Origin of the sequence: Escherichia sp. WS3063 (assembly GCF_046486595.1) — a bacterium.
GTDB lineage: Bacteria > Pseudomonadota > Gammaproteobacteria > Enterobacterales > Enterobacteriaceae > Escherichia > Escherichia coli.
Genome location: NZ_JBJQKY010000028.1, coordinates 1 through 18,006, shown reverse-complemented (window position 1 = coordinate 18,006; position 18,006 = coordinate 1). Strand labels below are relative to the sequence as shown.

General features: G+C 52.8%; 16 protein-coding genes. 8 read left to right on the top strand and 8 right to left on the bottom strand.

Annotated elements, in window-relative coordinates; translation table 11 throughout:
* The first annotated feature begins 126 nt into the window (after nt 1-126).
* The 3 genes from kbl to waaH all read left to right on the top strand — a co-directional run bounded on the left by kbl (nt 127) and on the right by waaH (nt 3,631).
* The gene (gene kbl / locus ACJHYW_RS20715) at nt 127-1,323 is read left to right on the top strand and encodes a glycine C-acetyltransferase (RefSeq protein ID WP_001213846.1); all 1,197 of its coding nucleotides are present in this window, start codon (nt 127-129) and stop codon (nt 1,321-1,323) included.
* 9 nt (nt 1,324-1,332) lie between these two features.
* Nucleotides 1,333-2,358, top strand: a complete 1,026-nt coding sequence (gene tdh / locus ACJHYW_RS20710) for an L-threonine 3-dehydrogenase (RefSeq protein WP_000646018.1) — start codon at nt 1,333-1,335, stop codon at nt 2,356-2,358.
* A gap of 238 nt (nt 2,359-2,596) precedes the next feature.
* Nucleotides 2,597-3,631 (top strand): UDP-glucuronate:LPS(HepIII) glycosyltransferase, encoded by a 1,035-nt coding sequence (gene waaH / locus ACJHYW_RS20705; RefSeq protein ID WP_000982121.1) that lies wholly within the window; start codon nt 2,597-2,599, stop codon nt 3,629-3,631.
* On the opposite strand, the gene ACJHYW_RS20700 is transcribed toward waaH, so the two are convergent.
* From ACJHYW_RS20700 to gpmM, 3 genes are read right to left on the bottom strand one after another with little or no spacing between them, the layout of a single operon-like run.
* On the bottom strand, nt 3,618-4,577 hold the full coding sequence (locus tag ACJHYW_RS20700; protein WP_000483835.1) for a divergent polysaccharide deacetylase family protein: 960 nt from the start codon (nt 4,575-4,577) through the stop codon (nt 3,618-3,620). The two genes, waaH and ACJHYW_RS20700, sit on opposite strands and share 14 nt — an antisense overlap.
* Nucleotides 4,578-4,580: 3 nt before the next feature.
* The gene (gene envC, locus ACJHYW_RS20695) at nt 4,581-5,840 is read right to left on the bottom strand and encodes a murein hydrolase activator EnvC (RefSeq protein WP_000196261.1); all 1,260 of its coding nucleotides are present in this window, start codon (nt 5,838-5,840) and stop codon (nt 4,581-4,583) included.
* A 33-nt stretch (nt 5,841-5,873) separates the two neighbouring features.
* Entirely contained in the window at nt 5,874-7,418 is a 1,545-nt protein-coding gene (gene gpmM, locus ACJHYW_RS20690) for a 2,3-bisphosphoglycerate-independent phosphoglycerate mutase (protein WP_001361565.1), read from the bottom strand.
* Between the two features lie 244 nt (nt 7,419-7,662).
* Between gpmM and ACJHYW_RS20685 the strand changes: the two genes are divergently transcribed.
* The 5 genes from ACJHYW_RS20685 to cysE all read left to right on the top strand — a co-directional run bounded on the left by ACJHYW_RS20685 (nt 7,663) and on the right by cysE (nt 10,937).
* Nucleotides 7,663-8,094 (top strand): rhodanese-like domain-containing protein, encoded by a 432-nt coding sequence (locus ACJHYW_RS20685; protein WP_001156181.1) that lies wholly within the window; start codon nt 7,663-7,665, stop codon nt 8,092-8,094.
* Between the two features lie 141 nt (nt 8,095-8,235).
* Nucleotides 8,236-8,487, top strand: coding sequence for a glutaredoxin 3 (grxC, locus tag ACJHYW_RS20680; RefSeq protein ID WP_000024392.1), 252 nt, complete (start codon nt 8,236-8,238; stop codon nt 8,485-8,487).
* Between the two features lie 62 nt (nt 8,488-8,549).
* Nucleotides 8,550-9,017 (top strand): protein-export chaperone SecB, encoded by a 468-nt coding sequence (secB, locus tag ACJHYW_RS20675; RefSeq protein WP_000003377.1) that lies wholly within the window; start codon nt 8,550-8,552, stop codon nt 9,015-9,017.
* A complete protein-coding gene (gene gpsA, locus ACJHYW_RS20670) occupies nt 9,017-10,036 on the top strand; it encodes an NAD(P)H-dependent glycerol-3-phosphate dehydrogenase (protein WP_001076194.1) in 1,020 nt (339 codons plus the stop codon). Before secB ends, gpsA begins: the two co-directional genes overlap by 1 nt.
* Nucleotides 10,037-10,115: 79 nt before the next feature.
* Nucleotides 10,116-10,937 carry a serine O-acetyltransferase gene (gene cysE / locus ACJHYW_RS20665; RefSeq protein ID WP_001277561.1) on the top strand — a complete coding sequence of 274 codons (822 nt, stop codon included), beginning with the start codon at nt 10,116-10,118 and terminating at the stop codon, nt 10,935-10,937.
* Nucleotides 10,938-10,989: 52 nt separating this feature from the next.
* Here cysE and trmL read toward each other — a convergent pair whose 3' ends face one another.
* The 5 genes from trmL to ACJHYW_RS20640 all read right to left on the bottom strand — a co-directional run.
* Nucleotides 10,990-11,463 (bottom strand): tRNA (uridine(34)/cytosine(34)/5-carboxymethylaminomethyluridine(34)-2'-O)-methyltransferase TrmL, encoded by a 474-nt coding sequence (gene trmL, locus ACJHYW_RS20660; protein WP_000932346.1) that lies wholly within the window; start codon nt 11,461-11,463, stop codon nt 10,990-10,992.
* 47 nt (nt 11,464-11,510) lie between these two features.
* Nucleotides 11,511-12,701, bottom strand: a complete 1,191-nt coding sequence (gene lldD, locus ACJHYW_RS20655; protein WP_000586958.1) for a quinone-dependent L-lactate dehydrogenase — start codon at nt 12,699-12,701, stop codon at nt 11,511-11,513.
* Entirely contained in the window at nt 12,698-13,474 is a 777-nt protein-coding gene (lldR, locus tag ACJHYW_RS20650; RefSeq protein ID WP_001304974.1) for a transcriptional regulator LldR, read from the bottom strand. Before lldR ends, lldD begins: the two co-directional genes overlap by 4 nt.
* Nucleotides 13,474-15,129, bottom strand: a complete 1,656-nt coding sequence (lldP, locus tag ACJHYW_RS20645) for an L-lactate permease (RefSeq protein ID WP_001306611.1) — start codon at nt 15,127-15,129, stop codon at nt 13,474-13,476. The genes lldR and lldP overlap by 1 nt, the downstream gene beginning before the upstream one ends.
* 296 nt (nt 15,130-15,425) lie before the next feature.
* Nucleotides 15,426-18,006, bottom strand: a 2,581-nt coding sequence (locus ACJHYW_RS20640) for a YadA family autotransporter adhesin (protein ID WP_260765762.1), incomplete at its 5' end; no start/stop codon positions are given.

Sequence of the window (18,006 nt, the reverse complement as noted above, 5' to 3'; positions counted from 1 at the left end):
TCGCCAAAAGTGAGATTGATGGACGTTATTTATCCTGAATTTTGCAGAAGTGTTAACGCGTCATCTCGTCGCGACCTATAAGTTTGGGTAATATGTGCTGGAATTTGCCCTGTCTGGAGAATCGCAATGCGTGGAGAATTTTATCAGCAGTTAACCAACGATCTGGAAACCGCACGGGCGGAAGGGTTGTTTAAAGAAGAGCGCATTATTACGTCTGCGCAGCAAGCAGATATCACTGTGGCTGATGGAAGCCACGTCATTAACTTTTGTGCCAACAACTATCTCGGGCTGGCGAATCATCCGGATCTGATTGCGGCGGCAAAGGCGGGAATGGATTCTCACGGTTTCGGCATGGCTTCGGTGCGTTTTATTTGCGGCACTCAGGACAGCCATAAAGAGCTTGAACAAAAACTGGCGGCGTTTCTGGGGATGGAAGATGCGATTCTCTACTCTTCCTGCTTTGATGCTAACGGCGGCCTGTTTGAAACGCTGCTGAGCGCGGAGGACGCCATTATCTCCGACGCACTGAACCACGCGTCTATTATTGATGGTGTGCGTCTGTGTAAAGCTAAACGCTATCGTTATGCCAACAACGATATGCAGGAGCTGGAAGCACGTCTGAAAGAAGCGCGTGAAGCCGGTGCGCGTCATGTGCTGATTGCCACCGATGGTGTGTTCTCGATGGACGGCGTGATTGCCAACCTGAAGGGCGTTTGCGATCTGGCAGATAAATACGATGCCCTGGTGATGGTAGACGACTCCCACGCGGTCGGTTTTGTCGGTGAAAATGGTCGTGGTTCCCATGAATACTGCGATGTGATGGGGCGTGTAGACATCATTACCGGTACGTTGGGTAAAGCATTGGGCGGGGCTTCTGGTGGTTATACCGCGGCGCGCAAAGAAGTGGTTGAGTGGCTGCGCCAGCGTTCTCGTCCGTACCTGTTCTCCAACTCGCTGGCACCAGCGATTGTCGCCGCATCCATCAAAGTACTGGAGATGGTCGAAGCGGGCAGCGAACTGCGTGACCGCCTGTGGGCGAACGCGCGTCAGTTCCGTCAGCAAATGTCGGCGGCGGGCTTTACCCTGGCGGGAGCCGATCACGCCATTATTCCGGTCATGCTTGGCGATGCGGTAGTGGCGCAGAAATTTGCCCGTGAGCTGCAAAAAGAGGGCATTTACGTCACCGGTTTCTTCTATCCGGTCGTTCCGAAAGGTCAGGCGCGTATTCGTACCCAGATGTCTGCGGCGCATACCCCTGAGCAAATTACGCGTGCAGTAGAAGCATTCACGCGTATTGGTAAACAACTGGGCGTTATCGCCTGAGGATGTGAGATGAAAGCGTTATCCAAACTGAAAGCGGAAGAGGGCATCTGGATGACCGACGTTCCTGTACCGGAACTCGGGCATAACGATCTGCTGATTAAAATCCGTAAAACAGCCATCTGCGGGACTGACGTTCACATCTATAACTGGGATGAGTGGTCGCAAAAAACCATCCCGGTGCCGATGGTCGTGGGCCATGAATATGTCGGTGAAGTGGTAGGTATTGGTCAGGAAGTGAAAGGCTTCAAGATTGGCGATCGCGTTTCTGGCGAAGGCCATATCACCTGCGGTCACTGTCGCAACTGTCGTGGCGGTCGTACCCATCTGTGCCGCAACACGATCGGCGTCGGTGTTAACCGTCCGGGCTGCTTCGCCGAGTATCTGGTGATTCCGGCGTTCAACGCCTTCAAAATCCCAGACAATATCTCCGACGACCTGGCTTCCATTTTTGATCCCTTCGGTAACGCCGTGCATACCGCGCTGTCGTTCGATCTGGTTGGCGAGGATGTGCTGGTCTCTGGTGCAGGCCCGATTGGTATTATGGCGGCGGCGGTGGCGAAACACGTTGGTGCACGTAACGTGGTGATTACTGATGTTAACGAATACCGCCTTGAGCTGGCGCGTAAAATGGGTATCACCCGTGCGGTTAACGTCGCGAAAGAAAACCTTAATGATGTGATGACAGAACTGGGCATGACCGAAGGCTTTGATGTCGGTCTGGAAATGTCCGGTGCGCCGCCAGCGTTTCGTACCATGCTCGACACCATGAACCACGGCGGTCGTATTGCGATGCTGGGTATTCCACCGTCCGATATGTCTATCGACTGGACCAAAGTAATCTTTAAAGGCTTGTTCATTAAAGGTATTTACGGTCGTGAGATGTTTGAAACCTGGTACAAGATGGCGGCGCTGATTCAGTCTGGCCTCGATCTCTCGCCGATCATTACCCATCGTTTCTCTATCGATGATTTCCAGAAGGGCTTTGACGCTATGCGTTCGGGCCAGTCCGGGAAAGTTATTCTGAGCTGGGATTAACACGAACAAGGGCTGGTATTCCAGCCCTTTTGCCTGAGGATAATCCGTTAAATATGTAAAATCCTGTCAGTGTAATCAAGATATCGTAATTGCGCTGATCTCTTATATAGCTGCTCTCATTATCTCTCTACCCTGAAGTGACTCTCTCACCGGTAAAAATAATATCTCACAGGCTTAATAGTTTCTTAATACAAAGCCTGTAAAACGTCAGGGTAACTTCAGAGATCGTTGGTAATTTATGATGAACAGCACTAATAAACTAAGTGTTATTATCCCGTTATATAATGCAGGTAATGACTTCAACGCTTGCATGGAATCTTTAATCGCGCAAACCTGGACTGCTCTGGAAATTATTATTGTTAACGATGGATCAACGGATAATTCTGTTGATATAGCAAAGCATTACGCAGAAAACTATTCGCATGTTCGCTTGTTGCATCAGGCGAATGCTGGCGCATCGGTGGCGCGTAATCGTGGGATCGAGGTGGCAACGGGAAAATATGTCGCTTTTGTCGATGCTGACGATGAGGTCTATCCCACCATGTACGAAACGCTGATGACCATGGCGTTAGAGGACGACCTCGACGTGGCGCAGTGCAACGCTGACTGGTGTTTTCGTGAAACGGGAGAAATCTGGCAATCCATCCCCACCGATCGCATACGCTCAACCGGCGTATTAACCGGCCCGGACTGGCTGCGGATGGGGCTTTCTTCCCGCCGTTGGACACATGTGGTCTGGATGGGGGTTTATCGCCGCGATGTTATTGTTAAAAATAACATTAAATTTATTGCCGGATTACATCATCAGGATATTGTCTGGACAACAGAATTTATGTTTAACGCGCTGCGTGCGCGATATACCGAGCAATCATTATATAAATATTATCTGCATAATACGTCAGTGAGTCGGTTGAACAGACAAGGGAACAAAAACCTTAATTATCAACGTCACTATATTAAGATTACCCGCCTGCTGGAGAAATTAAATCGAAATTATGCTGACAAAATTACGATTTATCCGGAATTTCATCAGCAAATAACTTACGAAGCATTGCGTGTTTGCCATGCGGTGCGCAAAGAGCCGGATATTCTTACCCGCCAACGGATGATTGCCGAGATATTTACTTCCGGTATGTATAAGCGCCTGATTACCAATGTGCGCAGCGTGAAGGTGGGTTATCAGGCATTACTGTGGTCTTTCCGCTTATGGCAATGGCGTGACAAAACACGATCGCACCATCGTATTACGCGTAGCGTCTTTAATTTGCGCTAGCGTTAAACTTCGCTGCTTCGGGCTGTTTGCCCCAGCCTTGCCACTGATGCTGGAAGTAAACGATCAGCGTGCTCTGGCTGATGCTTTCGCTTAATACTTCAAAGAAGCGATTCGCATAAACTGGCTCCAGCGGTTTTTTCGGTTTACACAGGTTCACGCCACGGAACGGATTACGCGGTGCACCGGGTACAGTATTTTTCGGCGGTGTAGATGTATCGACCTGTGGTTCATTCAGCAAGCTGCTGGCTTTCACCAGCGTAATGTCTGGCGGCAGGTTATAAACCATTTGTTGCAATACGCGTACCGTTGAGGGATGTGGATGACCAATGGCGATGGTCGAACCGTTGCGACGCGCCAGGTCAATTGCACGATTAAACTGTACACGAATATCCGCTTCATTTTGCGAATCGTCGAGGAACACCTTCCGTTTAATAACCTTCACGCCAGTGCCTTGTGCGGCGCGCATCGCCTGGGTATTACCGATGGTTACGCTGTCGAGGAAGTAAAGATTGTAACGCTCCAGCGCCTGCATCACTTTCTGCATACCAAACAGGTTAGAGGTCATCTTGCTGCCCATGTGGTTGTTGATCCCCACGGCATAGGGCACGTTATTGACCGCACTACGAATAATGCGCTCAATTTCGTCGCTGCTCATCTCCGGGCGTAGCGTATTTTTCTCCAGCGGCTGTTTACTCAGTGGTGCCATCGGTAGATGAATCAACACTTCGTGACCGCTGTTATGCGCTTTGGTCGCCATCTCTCTGGCGTGCGGTGAATCGGGTAATACAGCGACGGAGATAGCGGAAGGCATCGCCAGCACCTGGTTTTCGTTGTGCGGGCGATACCCAAAATCATCAATGACGATGGCAAGTTTGCCAGCAATTACGGGGGAGGAGAGCGCCAACAGAGCGGCAAATGCAAGAACGTTACGACGAAATGGAAACAAAACTTATCTTCCCAACCACGGCTGTGGATTGACCGCCTGACCCTGGCGGCGAATTTCGAAATAGAGTGAAGGCCGACCCTGACCGCCACTGCTGCCCACCAGTGCAATTGGCTGGCCCGCGCGAACCTGCGAACCAACGCTCACCAGTGCGCTCTGATTATAGCCGTAAAGACTCATGTCGCCTTTACCGTGCTCAACCACCACCACCAGACCGTAGCCTTGCAGCCAGTCAGCCAGAATCACCCGGCCGTCGGCAATCGCTTTAACTTCAGTACCTTCAGAGGCACCAATCACCATCCCTTTCCAGCGTAATTCACCCTGTAGCTGTTCGCCATAGCGATGCAGCGTTGGCCCGCGAACTGGCCAGAATGCCTGACCGCGCGGTGCGCCCAGACCACCGGTACGGGACATCAGCGATTTTTCGCTTTCGGTCGGCTTGTAGGTGGTGCCTTTGCGCGTCGCTTCTTTCTGGCGGTCGCGAACCGCCTGGGCCTCACGCGCTTCTCGTTCAGCACGCGCTTTCGCCGCAGCTTCCGCACGGGCAATGCTGTTACGCAGGCGGGATTCGTTGGCGCGCAGCTCGCTCAACTGTTGCTGACCTTGCTGGATGGAAGACTCCAGCCCTGCCAGCGTCTTTTTACGCTCGCTCAACGCCTGGGTCAGCTTCGCCTGTTGGGCGCGCTGCTCATATAAAAGCGTTTGTTGCTCGCTCTGTTTCTCTTCCAGTTCGGCACGCTGCATAGCGACTTCTTCACGCGTTTGTTTCAACTGAGCAATGGTTTCTTGTCGCGCCTGGTTGAGATAGCCGAAATAAGCCTGTAACCGCTGCCCACGCTGGCTTTCTTCACCGCTGAGAATCAGCTGAATACCGGTATGTTCACCCTGACGAAACGCGGCATCCAGTTGCGCGGCGAGGCTGCGCTCCTGGGCGGCTTTTTGCTGCTCCAGTTTGGCAATCGACGCGTTCATCTCATCAATCTGTTTATTGAGTTGATTGAGCGTATTTTGCGTTTCGCGCAGTTTGCGAGTGGCTTCAGAGATCGCCTCTTCCTGCTTTTTCAATTGTGCGAGCAGGCTTGCGCGTTGTTGTTGCTTTTGGCGTACCGCGCGCTCTTTCGCGGCGATGTCAGCCTGAATGGATTTGAGTTGGTCACGCTCATCCGCGTGGGCGGAAAAGGCGCACAACAATACGCCAGCGCTCAGAACGCTGGCGTAGATGATGGGCCTGATTGCAAACCTGCGCGGTTTCACGGCCCGTGTCATGGTATTAATCGCCTTTCCCCTCATGGGGAGGGATTATTCCACGATGAACAGCGGCTTACCAGTCATCTCTTGCGGGATTTCCATACCCATCAGCGACAACATGGTCGGCGCGATGTCAGAAAGTTTGCCGCCTTCAACCGCTTTCACGTTCTTATCACCAACGTAAATCAGCGGAACTGGCAGGTTGGTGTGTGCTGTGTGCGCCTGACCCGTTGCCGGATCGCGCATCTGTTCAGCGTTACCGTGGTCAGCGGTGATCAGCAGTTGTCCACCCACGGACTCAACCGCTTTCGCGACTTCTTCCACGCAGTGATCCAGCGCTTCAACCGCTTTAACCGCCGCTTCCATCACCCCGGTGTGACCTACCATGTCGCCGTTCGGATAGTTACAGATAATGGTGTCGTATTTGCCGCTCTTGATTGCCGCAACCAGTTTTTCGGTCAGCTCTGCGGAGCTCATTTCCGGTTGCAGATCGTAAGTTGCCACTTTCGGTGAGTTGATCAGAATGCGGTCTTCGCCTTTGAACGACTCTTCTACACCACCGTTAAAGAAGAAAGTGACGTGGGCATATTTTTCGGTTTCGGAAATACGCAGCTGAGTTTTGTCGTTTTTCGCCATCCACTCGCCGAAGGTGTTAACCAGGGAAGCTGGTGGGTAAGCAACCGCAGTTTTGATGTCAGCGGCGTATTCGGTCAGCATCACGAAATCCACGTTAACCACTTTCTTACGCGCGAAGCCATCGAAATCAGCGTTCACGAAAGCACGAGTGATTTCACGCGCACGGTCAGCACGGAAGTTCATGAAAATCAGCGCATCGCCGTCTTCCATTGCCGCGTCTGACTGACCTTCTGCACGAATAACGGTCGCTTTCACGAATTCGTCGTTTTCGTCACGAGCATAAGCAGCCTGCAAACCGGCAACGGCGGTATCGGCCTGGAACTCGCCCTGCGCCAGAGTCAGCAGGTCATAAGCTTTTTCAACGCGATCCCAACGGTTATCGCGATCCATGGCGTAGTAACGACCAATGATAGACGCTACGCGGCCTTTACCCAGCGCGGCAAATTTCTCTTCGAATTTTTTCAGCGAGGATTCAGCACTGCGCGGCGGAGTGTCGCGACCGTCAAGGAATGCGTGCAGGTAAATTTTTTCTGCGCCGCGTTCAGCTGCCAGTTCTACCATCGCCATGATGTGATCTTCGTGGCTGTGTACGCCGCCTGCGGAGAGCAGACCCATAATGTGTACTGCTTTACCTGCGTTTTTCGCTTTATCTACCGCGCCAGTCAGCACTGGATTAGCAAAGAAAGCGCGATCTTTGATTTCAACGTCCAGACGAGTCAGGTCCTGATATACGATGCGGCCGGCACCCAGGTTAACGTGGCCTACTTCGGAGTTACCCATCTGACGGTCAGGCAGACCGACTTCCAAACCGGAAGCGTCGATCAGGGTATGCGGACGATTGGCCCACAGTGCATCCATTACCGGGGTTTTAGCACTAAAAATGGCGTTATCCTGCTGTTCTTCGCGATAGCCATAGCCATCCAGAATCACCAGTACCATAGGTTTTTTAGAAACCGACATTGCGACAACCTCATACTCAAGAGTCAAAATTTGCGTAATTTTACTACAGCTGAATCGATAAAATAGCCTCTGAAGATCAAAATATACGACCGCTCGCGGCAAGCCGATGCCAGATTTACGCTTTTTTTTCGTAGCGCCCCGCAAAATTGCATTCCAGTTAACGCGCTGGCTGTATTTGCCGCACTGCGCAGGTATACTCCTTTCCTGGTTTTTTTAATCACTACGTCGGGAGTTGTTACCCCCCATGCAAGAAATTATGCAATTTGTTGGCCGTCATCCCATACTGAGTATCGCCTGGATCGCGTTACTGGTGGCGGTTCTTGTGACTACGTTTAAGAGCCTGACCTCGAAAGTGAAGGTGATTACTCGTGGTGAAGCTACGCGTCTGATCAACAAAGAAGACGCTGTGGTTGTGGATTTACGTCAGCGTGATGACTTCCGTAAAGGCCATATCGCAGGTTCTATCAACCTGTTGCCGAGCGAAATCAAAGCCAACAATGTTGGTGAGCTTGAGAAGCACAAAGACAAACCGGTTATCGTGGTAGATGGTTCTGGCATGCAGTGCCAGGAGCCTGCAAACGCGCTGACGAAAGCTGGTTTTGCGCAAGTATTCGTGCTGAAAGAGGGCGTTGCTGGCTGGGCTGGCGAAAACTTACCTCTGGTGCGCGGCAAATAATTTACCTGTCGTCTTTCATGATGCAGGCCGTTAGCTGCAATTAGGCCCCCAGCGACTTATTGTTATAAGCGTCTGGGGACACTCCATTTTGCAGCCGCCCTGCAACAAGAAATTTCAGGGTAAAAAAACAGGAGCTAAGTTATGGCCAATGTTGAAATCTATACCAAAGAAACCTGCCCGTATTGCCATCGTGCGAAAGCACTGCTGAGCAGCAAGGGCGTGAGTTTTCAGGAGTTGCCGATCGATGGCAACGCCGCTAAGCGTGAAGAGATGATCAAACGCAGCGGTCGCACCACGGTTCCCCAGATTTTTATTGACGCACAGCACATTGGCGGCTGTGATGACTTGTATGCATTGGATGCACGTGGTGGACTGGATCCCCTGCTGAAATAACGTGTGAACGTTGGCATTACATTGCGCAGTATTTAAGGACAACACTTAAGGGTTTTCTACACATGTCAGAACAAAACAACACCGAAATGACTTTCCAGATCCAACGTATTTATACCAAGGATATTTCTTTCGAAGCGCCGAACGCGCCGCACGTTTTCCAGAAAGATTGGCAGCCAGAAGTTAAACTTGATCTGGATACGGCATCTTCTCAACTGGCAGATGACGTTTACGAAGTGGTACTGCGTGTTACCGTAACGGCCTCCCTGGGTGAAGAAACCGCGTTCCTGTGTGAAGTTCAGCAGGGCGGTATTTTCTCCATCGCGGGTATCGAGGGCACCCAGATGGCACATTGCCTGGGTGCATACTGCCCGAACATTCTGTTCCCGTATGCTCGTGAGTGCATCACCAGCATGGTATCCCGCGGTACATTCCCGCAACTGAACCTTGCGCCGGTTAACTTCGATGCGCTGTTCATGAACTATTTGCAGCAGCAGGCTGGCGAAGGTACTGAAGAACATCAGGATGCCTGATGAACCAACGTAATGCTTCAATGACTGTGATCGGTGCCGGCTCGTACGGCACCGCTCTTGCCATCACCTTGGCAAGAAATGGCCACGAGGTTGTCCTCTGGGGCCATGACCCTGAACATATCGCAACGCTTGAACGCGACCGCTGTAACGCCGCGTTTCTCCCCGATGTGCCTTTTCCCGATACGCTCCATCTTGAAAGCGATCTCGCCACTGCGCTGGCAGCCAGCCGTAATATTCTCGTCGTCGTACCCAGCCATGTCTTTGGTGAAGTGCTGCGTCAGATTAAACCGCTGATGCGTCCTGATGCGCGTCTGGTGTGGGCGACCAAAGGGCTGGAAGCGGAAACCGGGCGTCTGTTGCAGGACGTGGCGCGTGAGGCGTTAGGCGATCAAATTCCGCTGGCGGTTATCTCTGGCCCAACGTTTGCGAAAGAACTGGCGGCAGGTTTACCGACGGCCATTTCGCTGGCCTCGACCGACCAGACCTTTGCCGATGATCTCCAGCAATTGCTGCACTGTGGCAAAAGTTTCCGCGTTTACAGCAACCCGGATTTCATCGGTGTGCAGCTTGGCGGCGCGGTGAAAAACGTCATTGCCATTGGCGCGGGGATGTCCGACGGTATCGGTTTTGGTGCGAATGCGCGTACGGCACTGATCACCCGTGGACTGGCTGAAATGTCGCGTCTTGGCGCGGCGCTGGGTGCCGATCCTGCCACCTTTATGGGCATGGCGGGGCTGGGCGATCTGGTGCTTACCTGTACCGACAACCAGTCGCGTAACCGCCGTTTTGGCATGATGCTCGGTCAGGGCATGGATGTACAAAGCGCGCAGGAGAAAATTGGTCAGGTGGTGGAAGGCTACCGCAATACGAAAGAAGTCCGCGAACTGGCGCATCGCTTCGGCGTTGAAATGCCAATAACCGAGGAAATTTATCAAGTATTATATTGCGGAAAAAACGCGCGCGAGGCAGCATTGACGTTATTAGGTCGTGCACGCAAGGACGAGCGCAGCAGCCACTAAACCCAGGGAACCTTTGTTACCACTATGACCCGGCCCGCGCAGAACGGGCCGGTCATTATCTTATCGTGTGGAGTAAGCAATGTCGTGTGAAGAACTGGAAATTGTCTGGAACAATATTAAAGCTGAAGCCAGAACGCTGGCGGACTGTGAGCCAATGCTGGCCAGTTTTTACCACGCGACGCTACTCAAGCACGAAAACCTTGGCAGTGCACTGAGCTACATGCTGGCGAACAAGCTGTCATCGCCCATTATGCCTGCTATTGCTATCCGTGAAGTGGTGGAAGAAGCCTACGCCGCCGACCCGGAAATGATCGCCTCTGCGGCCTGTGATATTCAGGCGGTGCGTACCCGTGACCCGGCGGTGGATAAATACTCAACCCCGTTGCTATACCTGAAGGGTTTTCATGCTTTGCAGGCCTATCGTATCGGTCACTGGCTGTGGAATCAGGGCCGCCGCGCACTGGCAATATTTCTGCAAAACCAGGTTTCTGTAACGTTCCAGGTTGATATTCACCCGGCAGCAAAAATTGGCCGCGGTATCATGCTTGACCACGCCACGGGCATCGTTGTGGGTGAAACGGCGGTGATTGAAAACGACGTATCGATTCTGCAATCTGTGACGCTTGGCGGTACGGGTAAATCTGGTGGCGACCGTCATCCGAAAATTCGTGAAGGTGTGATGATTGGCGCGGGCGCGAAAATTCTCGGCAATATTGAAGTTGGGCGCGGCGCGAAGATTGGCGCAGGTTCCGTGGTGCTGCAACCGGTGCCGCCGCATACCACCGCCGCTGGCGTTCCGGCACGCATTGTCGGCAAGCCGGATAGCGATAAACCGTCAATGGATATGGATCAGCATTTTAACGGTATTAACCATACGTTTGAGTATGGTGATGGGATCTGATGTCCTGTGATCGTGCCGGATGCGATGTAATCATCTATCCGGCCTACAGTAACTAATCTCTCAACAGCGCTCCCGGATACCCCAACTGCCGCCAGGCTTCATACACCACGACCGACACCGCATTGGACAGGTTCATGCTGCGGCTGTCCGGCACCATTGGAATACGAATTTTTTGTTCAGCGGGCAGGGCATCAAGAATGCTCGCTGGCAGGCCGCGTGTTTCCGGGCCGAACATCAGATAATCGCCATCCTGATAGCTTACGGCGCTGTGAGCAGGCGTACCTTTCGTGGTGAGGGCAAACAGGCGCTGGGGATTTTCTGCTTCAAGGAACGCGCGATAGTCATGATGACGCGTAACGGCGGTAAACTCGTGATAGTCCAGCCCCGCGCGGCGCAGGCGCTTATCGTCCCAGGCAAATCCCATCGGTTCGATGATATGCAGACGAAAGCCGGTATTAGCGCAAAGACGGATGATGTTGCCAGTATTTGGCGGAATTTCTGGTTCGTAAAGTACGATGTTTAGCATACTGCCCCCTTAGTGCGGGGGCAGGATAGCAGATATTCATCTAACCCTTAAGCTGCATTCCCTTTCGCCATTGGAGCCAGCGCCGCCGCCGGCGCTTTACTCAGCTCTTGCACCAGCGAATCTTGCGTAATTTCGCTAATCGATTTCGCGCCAGTCAGCGTCATCGCCACTTTCATCTCTTTTTCGATCAGATTTAGCAGGTTAGCTACACCCGCTTGGCCCGCTGTTGCCAGCGCATACAGGAAAGCACGACCCAGCAGTACGGTGTCGGCACCGAGCGCAATCATACGCACGACATCAAGCCCGTTACGTATTCCGCTATCCGCCAGAATGGCGATATCACCTTTCACCGCATCTGCAATAGCGGGCAACGCACGAGCGGAAGAGAGTACACCGTCCAGCTGGCGGCCACCGTGGTTAGAAACCACAATCCCATCAGCACCAAAACGTACTGCATCGCGCGCATCTTCCGGATCGAGGATCCCTTTGATCACCATCGGGCCATCCCAGAAATCGCGGATCCACTCAAGGTCTTTCCATGAGATGGACGGATCGAAGTTATTCCCCAGCCAGCCGATGTAATCTTCCAGTCCGGTCGGTTTGCCGAGGTAAGCCGAGATATTACCTAAATCATGCGGACGACCGTTCAGGCCCACATCCCACGCCCATTGCGGATGCGTCACCGCCTGCAAGTAGCGGCGCATTGCCGCATTTGGGCCGCTCATCCCAGAATGCGCATCACGGTAACGTGCGCCCGGTGTCGGCATATCCACGGTGAAAACCAGTGTCGAACAACCCGCTGCTTTTGCTCGCTCCAGTGCGTTACGCATAAAGCCGCGATCGCGCAGCACATAAAGCTGGAACCACATCGGACGTTTGATAGCCGGAGCCACTTCTTCAATCGGGCAAACGGAAACCGTCGAGAGAGTAAACGGAATGCCATGCGCATCCGCTGCTTTGGCAGCCTGAACTTCGCCGCGTCGCGCATACATGCCACACAAACCCACCGGAGCCAGCGCCACCGGCATCGACAATTTCTCATTAAACAGCGTCGTTTCCAGGCTTAAGTCAGACATGTTTTTCAGAATACGCTGGCGCAGCGCCACTTCTGACAAATCTTCCACGTTGCGGCGCAGCGTGTATTCAGAATATGCACCCCCATCCATATAGTGGAACAGGAACGGCGGCAGAATGCGTTGTGCTGCGGCGCGATAATCGCTGGCTGCGGAAATAATCATGCGTTTTTCTCCCTCGAATGCTCATTATGGTCACCAGGCAGGCGGGTAATGCGTGCATGGCGAGCTTGATCTTCATCGAATCGTTTCATGGTGGTGTGAACAAAGCTAAGGTGCGCCATCATTGCTTTACGCGCCCCGTCAGCATCACCGGCAAAAATGGCGTCAATGACTGCCTGATGTTGTTCGGTCAGCTGTGAAAAAACCGGGGGTACCAGATACATCCGCTGGCGGCTATGCTTCACGGAGGATTGCAGGACATCGAAGAAACCGCGCATGGTTTGCAGCAGCACGATGTTATGCGAGGCTTCGGCAATCGCCAGATGAAAACGAACGTCCGCTTGTGAGGCGAGATCCGGGTCTTCACTTAGCGTTGCTTCAAAGCAAAGCTGAATCTTTTCTTTTTCGCCAGGTGTGGCGCGCATTGCCGCATGCCACGCGGTGCTGGCTTCAATGGCGTAGCGGGCTTCCAGAATATCGAAACTGTAATCCGGATCATCGGCCATCAGCGTTTTCAGCGGCTGGACGATGTTTTGCTCCGACCATGTGTCATGACGCCAGCGAATAAACGTCCCGCCGCCACGTCGACTGAGCAGCACACCTTCGCTTACCAGTTTCGCCAGCGCCTCGCGCAGTGAATTTCTCGACACGCCGAGTTGCATCGCCAGTTGACGTTCAGCGGGCAACTTCATGCCCGCCTCCAGGTTTTTTTCATCAATCAGCGCCCGCACACGATCGGCAACCTCGTCTGACAGGCGTCTGGGTAAAACAATCATTAAGGAATCATCCACGTTAAGACATAAGCCTGAAGCGTGGTGATCACGCCCACCATACAGGTGAAGATCAGGCTGTGTTTGACGGTAAAGCGGAACAGATCTGACTCTTTGCCTACCAGGCCTACCGCCGCACAGGCGATAGCGATAGATTGCGGAGAGATCATCTTACCGGTGACACCACCGGTGGTGTTGGCGGCAACCAACAACAGGTCAGAAACGCCAATTTGTTGTGCTGCAGTGGCTTGCAGCGCGGCGAACAGGGCGTTAGATGAGGTATCCGATCCGGTCAGGAAGACACCAAGCCAGCCGAGGAACGGCGAGAAGAAGGTGAATGCATGGCCGGTGTGCGCCAGTGCCAGCGCCAGCGTTGATGATAGTCCGGAATAGTTCGAGATAAAGGCGAACGCCAGCACCATACCGATGGAGTAGATAGGCAGAGCCAGTTCTTTCAGCGTGCTGCCGAAGGTGCTGATAGCGTCAGATGGTTTCATCTTCAGCCAGACAATCGAGAGCAGGGCAGCAAAAAGAATGGCGGTACCGGTGGCAGAGAACCAGTCAAACTTAAACACGGCGGCATACGCTGTCGCTTCGCTGACCACTGGCGGCATACGGGCAACCAGTTTATCGAGGTACGGCACCGGAATGTTGATCACCCACTCATACAGCGCACCGCCTGAAGCGAACAGGGCTTTAAACGGCGGGATACTCCACAGCGTTACGGTGGCGGTCAGGAACAGGAACGGTGTCCAGGCGCGCAGCACCTGACCTGCCGTGTAACCTGTGTGAGCCAGCGTCATATCAACCTGTGACGCCCCTAAGTCACCGAAGCGGAATACGCGCACTGGTTGCCAGCGTTTGAGGAACAGCGTCAGGCAGAGCAGTGATACCAGCGAAGAGATAATGTCTGGCAGTTCCGGCCCAATGAAGTTAGAGCTGAGGTATTGAGCAATGGCAAACGAACCACCTGCAACCACGACCGCAGGCCACGTCTCTTTGATACCGCGCCAACCGTCCATAATCGCCATGATCCAGAACAGCACGATAATGGTCATAAACGGCAGCTGACGCCCCACCATCTGACCAATCTCAAAGCTGTCGATGCCTGTTACCTGCCCGGCGACCAGAATCGGAATACCCATCGCGCCAAATGCCACTGGTGCGGTGTTAACAATCAGGCACAGTCCGGCGGCGTAGAGAGGTTTAAAGCCCAGACCGACCAGCAATGCGGCGGTAATTGCTACCGGTGCGCCAAAGCCTGCGGCTCCTTCAAGGAAAGCGCCGAAACAGAAACCGACGATCAGCATTTGCAGGCGCTGGTCAGGGGTTATCGAAAGAATAGACGAGCGGATGATGTCAAACTGCCCGGTTTTCACCGAGATCTTATAGACGAACACCGCTGCAATAATGATCCACGCGATGGGCCACAAACCGTAGAAGAAGCCATAAATCACCGAGGCCAGCGCGTTAGCGACCGGCATTTTATAGAACAGCAAAGCCACGGCAAGGGCGATTGCCACCGTCCATGAGGCGGCGACATAACCTTTGAGTTTGAGCTTAATCAGCGCAAAGAAGAAAAACAGGATGGGAAGCGATGCTATCAGGCTGGAAAGCCAGATATTCCCGGCGGGATCGTAGTTTTGTTGCCAGAGATTCATTGCAGGTCTCCTGCAGTCCACACACGCCGTGTAATGAGTCTGTTGCTCATCTCCTTGTCACACGTTGTGTAAAAGTGGCACTGCCAATTGTGTTGTGTAGGGATAATGACAATGGATAGTTAACTAAATGTTATGCATTAGCAACATTGATGTGAGTTTTAATTGGGGAATTGTGAACCAGAGGTCAGATAAGCGAAGAATTGGTAGGGCCAATTCTTGTGGGGGGAGATGTCTGGTAAAGAAAAGGGCAATCCTCATCAGAGAATTGCCCTTAGTCACACTAACTTAATGGATCATTACCACTGAATACCGGCACCGAGTGCGGCGGAGTATTCACCCTGGCTATTGGTACTACCTTGTAATTTGTAGACCCAACGACCATTGGCGCTCACCATCGACACACCTAAAGCAACAGCCGATTCACCGTTGTAAGTACCACCACCAATAGAGGCCATGCTGGCTCCCGGCGTGTAAGCCTGCGGCAGACCGGTCATTGCCATTGCAGAAGCGATACCACCACTCAGCTTGCTTTCAGTTTTGGACAGTTTGTTATCCATCTCAACCATGCGCTGATCGGTGTATTGCTTCGTTTCCTGCACACTTTGCTTCAACTGCGCATAGTTCACTGCGTCGTTGTTATTCACGCCAGCAGAAACGTTGCTGATGCGAGTCGTACCGCCATTGCCACCACCGAGGGTGATGTTACTGTAATCAACGGAACCGTCAGCTTTGGTGTCGTAGCGCACGCCGCCTGCTTCAGAAGACTTCAGTTGTGAAACGTTAACCGCATCGGTGGCATTAACACCGGCAGCAACGTTGGTGATACGGCGCTGGTTGGTAGAAGAACCCACAGAGATGGTGTTTTCTTCGTTGGCCACGGAACCGGTACCCAGCGCGACGCTGTTGTCAGCGGCAGCAATGGAACCAGAACCAATTGCAACACTGTCTTTACCCTGCGCGTTGGCATCTACGCCATCGGTGTTGGTCTTGAAGTATTTGGTGCTACCGGTGGTTACGATATCGCCAATGCCGTTTTCGATATTGGTAACGCGAGTATCCAGATTCGTCACCTGATTGTTCAGGTTAGTAATGCTCTGGGTATTCTGGGAAACCTGCGCGTCCGTTACTTTCAATTGACCCACGTTGACCGCATCGGTATCAGCCGAACCTGCTGCGACGTTGGTGATCTGACGTTGACCGTCTTCACTGCCGACAGAGAACTCACCCACAGAGTTCTGCGGTGCGTCCATGTTGTAGGCGGTGTAGTTGGTCTGCGCACCACGGGTAGTCTGAGAGCCATTCCCCATTGCAATGCTGTTTGCATGGTTTGCACTTGCGTTGCTACCGATAGCAATACCATTGATCGCATCAGCCAGAACCAGCGTGTTCAGGCCGATACCAATACCCGCATTACCATTAACGATGGTTTTCGCGCCCATTGCCAGCGAGTCTTCACCGACTGCCAGTGAGTCTTCAGCCGTTGAGTTGGCGTGATAGTATTTGGTTGGTGTGGTTGCGACTGCACCAATGGCGTTCTGCAACTGGCGAACCGTAACAGCGTCATGGGCTTCGGAACCATCCGCGACGTTGATGATTTGACGATATTTACCATCATCACCGATCGACAATGCACCAAGCAGTTCGCCGTCCGTGGTGTCATAACCAATCACAACACCTTCTTCCGATACGCTGGTGTTACGAGAACCTTTAACAATCACACGGCTGGAGACGGATTCGCTACCCAGCGCAATACTCGTCTCAACGCCGCTGTAGCTGCCCTGACCGATGGCCACGCTGCTATCGCCTTTGGCAACAGTGTTATACCCCACAGCGGTAGAGCCAATACCTGCTGCGCTGGCATCGGTGAAGGTTAAACCGGTGTCATTGGTACGCACATAGTTAATACCTGCACCATTTTCTTCGATGTAGGTTTCACTGGTGTTACCGGCAAGCTGATTGATGACTTCGCTGTTCTGCTGGATCAGCATATTGGTGTTAAACAGCTGAGAACCGTTGATAGCATCGGTGCTACCTTCACCAATGTTACCATCAGCAACGTTTGTGATAATGCTGGCCTTGCCGTCATGACTGGCGTTGTAAGCCCCTTCGCCGTTATTGGCGGTCGCATCCCACAGCAGCGCGTTCTCATCAAGCGCATCCAGAGCTTCACCGACGTTGTTGTAATCGGTATTTGCAATGGTGTAAGTCGGCGCAGTGATAGTGCCGTCAGCGTTAACTTCTGCATCACCGCCCAGCGCATCAGCGATGTACTTATTGGTGGTATAGAGTTGTGAGCCGTTAATCGCGTCGCTGCTGGTGGCAGAGATTGCACCATTTGCGACGTTAGTAATCTTACTGGCGGTGTTATCTACCCCGCGACCGGCGCTGAATGCACCAGCACCGTCATTGGCTGTCGCATCCCAGAGCAGGGCATCACCGAGAGAATCACTAAATGAAGTGTTAATTGCGGCCAGAGCATCCCCGACGTTAGTGTAGTCAGTGCCGCCAATACTATAGGTTGGCCCGGTTAATACACCTGTATCGCTAATATCAGCACCACCACCCAGATAGGACGTGAATGAATCAGCCAAACCATATAGTTGTGAGCCATTTATGGCGTCAGTGCTGTCAGAGGAGACTATGCCAGCTTGTACGTTGCTGATTTTGTTGGTGGCGTTAGTACCGTGTGCAGCGGTGAATGCGCCTGCGGCGTCGTCCCATTTCAGGGCGTCTTCACCGAGATTATTCACCGTATCAGTCAGGTTAGTGATATTGGTGGTGTTAGTGGCGATATTGGTGGTGTTGGTCGCCACGTTATCGTTGGTGGTTTTCAGCTGAGAACCGTTGACGGCGTCGGTGCTGGTATCAGAGAGTTCG